The organism is Acinetobacter sp. 24-47-39, from assembly GCF_056783825.1.
Map to the genome: position 1 here is coordinate 1 of NZ_JBWYIP010000026.1, position 5,435 is coordinate 5,435.

2 tRNA genes and 3 rRNA genes are annotated in these 5,435 nt (G+C 49.2%); all 5 read left to right on the forward strand.

Going from position 1 to position 5,435, the window contains the following annotated elements:
* Positions 1 to 17 precede the first annotated feature (17 nt).
* Positions 18 to 1,555: ribosomal RNA gene (locus AC1M9C_RS14845) — 16S ribosomal RNA — on the forward strand.
* Positions 1,556 to 1,616: 61 nt separating this feature from the next.
* A tRNA-Ile gene (locus AC1M9C_RS14850) sits at positions 1,617 to 1,693 on the forward strand.
* Positions 1,694 to 1,748: 55 nt separating this feature from the next.
* Positions 1,749 to 1,824 (forward strand) — tRNA-Ala (locus tag AC1M9C_RS14855).
* A 379-nt stretch (positions 1,825 to 2,203) separates the two neighbouring features.
* Positions 2,204 to 5,095: ribosomal RNA gene (locus AC1M9C_RS14860) — 23S ribosomal RNA — on the forward strand.
* Between the two features lie 180 nt (positions 5,096 to 5,275).
* Positions 5,276 to 5,390: ribosomal RNA gene (rrf, locus tag AC1M9C_RS14865) — 5S ribosomal RNA — on the forward strand.
* The 16S, 23S and 5S rRNA genes sit together here with 2 tRNA genes alongside, the layout of an rRNA operon.
* Positions 5,391 to 5,435 lie beyond the last annotated feature (45 nt).

Genomic DNA, 5,435 nt, shown 5'->3' on the forward strand with positions numbered 1-5,435 from the left:
TAGGTACTATTGATTTTAAACTGAAGAGTTTGATCATGGCTCAGATTGAACGCTGGCGGCAGGCTTAACACATGCAAGTCGAGCGGGGGAAGGTAGCTTGCTACTGGACCTAGCGGCGGACGGGTGAGTAATGCTTAGGAATCTGCCTATTAGTGGGGGACAACATCTCGAAAGGGATGCTAATACCGCATACGTCCTACGGGAGAAAGCAGGGGACCTTCGGGCCTTGCGCTAATAGATGAGCCTAAGTCGGATTAGCTAGTTGGTGGGGTAAAGGCCTACCAAGGCGACGATCTGTAGCGGGTCTGAGAGGATGATCCGCCACACTGGGACTGAGACACGGCCCAGACTCCTACGGGAGGCAGCAGTGGGGAATATTGGACAATGGGCGGAAGCCTGATCCAGCCATGCCGCGTGTGTGAAGAAGGCCTTTTGGTTGTAAAGCACTTTAAGCGAGGAGGAGGCTACTAAGATTAATACTCTTGGATAGTGGACGTTACTCGCAGAATAAGCACCGGCTAACTCTGTGCCAGCAGCCGCGGTAATACAGAGGGTGCGAGCGTTAATCGGATTTACTGGGCGTAAAGCGTGCGTAGGCGGCTTTTTAAGTCGGATGTGAAATCCCCGAGCTTAACTTGGGAATTGCATTCGATACTGGGAAGCTAGAGTATGGGAGAGGATGGTAGAATTCCAGGTGTAGCGGTGAAATGCGTAGAGATCTGGAGGAATACCGATGGCGAAGGCAGCCATCTGGCCTAATACTGACGCTGAGGTACGAAAGCATGGGGAGCAAACAGGATTAGATACCCTGGTAGTCCATGCCGTAAACGATGTCTACTAGCCGTTGGGGCCTTTGAGGCTTTAGTGGCGCAGCTAACGCGATAAGTAGACCGCCTGGGGAGTACGGTCGCAAGACTAAAACTCAAATGAATTGACGGGGGCCCGCACAAGCGGTGGAGCATGTGGTTTAATTCGATGCAACGCGAAGAACCTTACCTGGTCTTGACATAGTAAGAACTTTCCAGAGATGGATTGGTGCCTTCGGGAACTTACATACAGGTGCTGCATGGCTGTCGTCAGCTCGTGTCGTGAGATGTTGGGTTAAGTCCCGCAACGAGCGCAACCCTTTTCCTTATTTGCCAGCGGGTTAAGCCGGGAACTTTAAGGATACTGCCAGTGACAAACTGGAGGAAGGCGGGGACGACGTCAAGTCATCATGGCCCTTACGACCAGGGCTACACACGTGCTACAATGGTCGGTACAAAGGGTTGCTACCTAGCGATAGGATGCTAATCTCAAAAAGCCGATCGTAGTCCGGATTGGAGTCTGCAACTCGACTCCATGAAGTCGGAATCGCTAGTAATCGCGGATCAGAATGCCGCGGTGAATACGTTCCCGGGCCTTGTACACACCGCCCGTCACACCATGGGAGTTTGTTGCACCAGAAGTAGGTAGTCTAACCGCAAGGAGGACGCTTACCACGGTGTGGCCGATGACTGGGGTGAAGTCGTAACAAGGTAGCCGTAGGGGAACCTGCGGCTGGATCACCTCCTTAACGAAAGATTGACGATTGGTAAGAATCCACAACAAGTTGTTCTTCATGACGATGTATCTGAGGGTCTGTAGCTCAGTTGGTTAGAGCACACGCTTGATAAGCGTGGGGTCACAAGTTCAAGTCTTGTCAGACCCACCACTACTGACGAAGCAATTCATACAGAAGAAAGATACATTGATCTAAATGATAAGCTGGGGACTTAGCTTAGTTGGTAGAGCGCCTGCTTTGCACGCAGGAGGTCAGGAGTTCGACTCTCCTAGTCTCCACCACGTATTCATTCGAATACGTAGTAAGCAAACGAGTTGATAGCTTATAGAGCTTAGTAATAAAGCTGTGTATACTGCACGCCTTGATTATTAAGCTCTGTGATTTATCACAGTTGACTGCGATCTGACGAAGACGTAGTGAATCATTAACAGCATATATTTGAGTTGAAATAATTTGTTCATACTCATAGAAAGAGCGGAAACGAGATAACGTAAGTTATTAAGTTGAAGTGATTGAAATGAGAACTAGCGAAATTAACTGAATCAAGCGTTTTGGTATATGAATTTGAATTGAAGCTGTACAGTGTTTAGATACACAGTACTTCAAACTGTAATGTTGAACGATCTACTTGTAGGATCGAACGACTGTTTGGGGTTGTATAGTCAAGTAATTAAGTGCATGTGGTGGATGCCTTGGCAGTCAGAGGCGATGAAAGACGTGATAGCCTGCGAAAAGCTCCGGGGAGGCGGCAAATATCCTGTGATCCGGAGATATCTGAATGGGGGAACCCACCTATCATAAGATAGGTATTGCAACATGAATACATAGTGTTGCAAGGCAAACGCGGGGAAGTGAAACATCTCAGTACCCGTAGGAAAAGAAATCAATTGAGATTCCCTCAGTAGCGGCGAGCGAAAGGGGAAAAGCCCATTAAGTTATGTAAGCTTTAGTGGAATGCTCTGGGAAGTGCAACCATAGTAGGTGATAGTCCTGTACACGAAAGGGCTTACATGATGATGTCGAGTAGGGCGGGGCACGTGAAACCTTGTCTGAATATGGGGGGACCATCCTCCAAGGCTAAATACTCCTGACTGACCGATAGTGAACCAGTACCGTGAGGGAAAGGCGAAAAGAACCCCTGTGAGGGGAGTGAAATAGATCCTGAAACCGCATGCATACAAGCAGTGGGAGCCACTTCGTGTGGTGACTGCGTACCTTTTGTATAATGGGTCAGCGACTTACATTCAGTAGCAAGGTTAACCGAATAGGGGAGCCGTAGAGAAATCGAGTCTTAATAGGGCGTTTAGTTGCTGGGTGTAGACCCGAAACCAGGCGATCTATCCATGAGCAGGTTGAAGGTGAGGTAACACTTACTGGAGGACCGAACCCACTGTCGTTGAAAAGCCAGGGGATGACTTGTGGATAGGGGTGAAAGGCTAATCAAGCCTGGTGATAGCTGGTTCTCCCCGAAAGCTATTTAGGTAGCGCCTCGGACGAATACCATTGGGGGTAGAGCACTGTTTCGGCTAGGGGGTCATCCCGACTTACCAAACCGATGCAAACTCCGAATACCAATGAGTACTATCCGGGAGACAGACTGCGGGTGCTAACGTCCGTAGTCAAGAGGAAAACAATCCAGACCGCCAGCTAAGGTCCCTAAATCATAGTTAAGTGGGAAACGATGTGGGAAGGCATAGACAGCTAGGAGGTTGGCTTAGAAGCAGCCACCCTTTAAAGAAAGCGTAATAGCTCACTAGTCGAGTCGGCCTGCGCGGAAGATGTAACGGGGCTAAAACTATGTACCGAAGCTGCGGATTTGCAATTTATTGCAAGTGGTAGGGGAGCGTTCTGTAAGCCGATGAAGGTGGATTGAGAAGTCTGCTGGAGGTATCAGAAGTGCGAATGCTGACGTGAGTAACGATAAAACGGGTGAAAAACCCGTTCGCTGAAAGACCAAGGGTTCCAGTCCAACGTTAATCGGGGCTGGGTGAGTCGACCCCTAAGGCGAGGCCGAGAGGCGTAGTCGATGGGAAATTGGTTAATATTCCAATACTTCTGTGTAATGCGATGAGAGGACGGAGAAGGTTAAGTCAGCCTGGCGTTGGTTGTCCAGGTGGAAGATTGTAGGCATGCATCTTAGGCAAATCCGGGGTGCTCTATGCTGAGAATCGATAGCAAGCTAGTTTACTAGCGAAGTGGCTGATACCATACTTCCAGGAAAAGTCTCTAAGCTTCAGTTACACAGGAATCGTACCCGAAACCGACACAGGTGGTCAGGTCGAGTAGACCAAAGCGCTTGAGAGAACTCTGCTGAAGGAACTAGGCAAAATGGTACCGTAACTTCGGGAGAAGGTACGCTGCCGGCGGTGATAGGACTTGCTCCTTGAGCTACTGGCAGCCTCAGAAACCAGGCCGCTGCAACTGTTTATTAAAAACATAGCACTCTGCAAACACGAAAGTGGACGTATAGGGTGTGATGCCTGCCCGGTGCTGGAAGGTTAATTGATGGGGTTAGCGTAAGCGAAGCTCTTGATCGAAGCCCCAGTAAACGGCGGCCGTAACTATAACGGTCCTAAGGTAGCGAAATTCCTTGTCGGGTAAGTTCCGACCTGCACGAATGGCATAATGATGGCGGCGCTGTCTCCAGCAGAGGCTCAGTGAAATCGAATTCGCCGTGAAGATGCGGTGTACCCGCGGCTAGACGGAAAGACCCCGTGAACCTTTACTGCAGCTTGACATTGAACTTTGATCTTACTTGTGTAGGATAGGTGGGAGGCTTTGAAGTAGAAACGCCAGTTTCTATGGAGCCGTCCTTGAAATACCACCCTGGTAATATTGAGGTTCTAACTCTGCTCCATTATCTGGAGCGAGGACCATGTCTGGTGGGTAGTTTGACTGGGGCGGTCTCCTCCTAAAGAGTAACGGAGGAGTACGAAGGTGCGCTCAGCGTGGTCGGAAATCACGCGTAGAGTATAAAGGCAAAAGCGCGCTTAACTGCGAGACCCACAAGTCGAGCAGGTACGAAAGTAGGTCTTAGTGATCCGGTGGTTCTGTATGGAAGGGCCATCGCTCAACGGATAAAAGGTACTCTGGGGATAACAGGCTGATACCGCCCAAGAGTTCATATCGACGGCGGTGTTTGGCACCTCGATGTCGGCTCATCTCATCCTGGGGCTGAAGCAGGTCCCAAGGGTATGGCTGTTCGCCATTTAAAGAGGTACGCGAGCTGGGTTTAGAACGTCGTGAGACAGTTCGGTCCCTATCTACCGTGGGCGTTGGAAATTTGAGAGGATCTGCTCCTAGTACGAGAGGACCAGAGTGGACGAACCTCTGGTGTACCGGTTGTGACGCCAGTCGCATCGCCGGGTAGCTATGTTCGGAAGGGATAACCGCTGAAAGCATCTAAGCGGGAAGCCTACCTCAAGATTAGATTTCCCAAGGACTTTATGTCCTCTAAAGAGCCGTTGAAGACTACAACGTTGATAGGTTGGATGTGGAAGTACGGTGACGTATGAAGCTGACCAATACTAATTACTCGTGAGGCTTGACTATACAACACCCAAACAGTTGGTGTTGTGGTTCAAATCATGACAAATAACTTGATTTAGTTAGATAAAACGCTAAACTGCACAAACTAAAGCAACTCAAATAGCTGTTAATAACTTCTTTGACCAAGCAAAGGCACGCAAACAATATATGCGAATAAGACCCAAGCAAAGTCACAACAGTTGTGCTGGCGACAATAGCAAGAGTGAACCACCTGATCCCTTCCCGAACTCAGAAGTGAAACCTCTTAGCGCTGATGGTAGTGTGGGGTTACCCATGTGAGAGTAAGTCATCGCCAGCTCATTATTCTAAACACCCCCTTCAATAGAAGGGGGTGTTTTTTTAT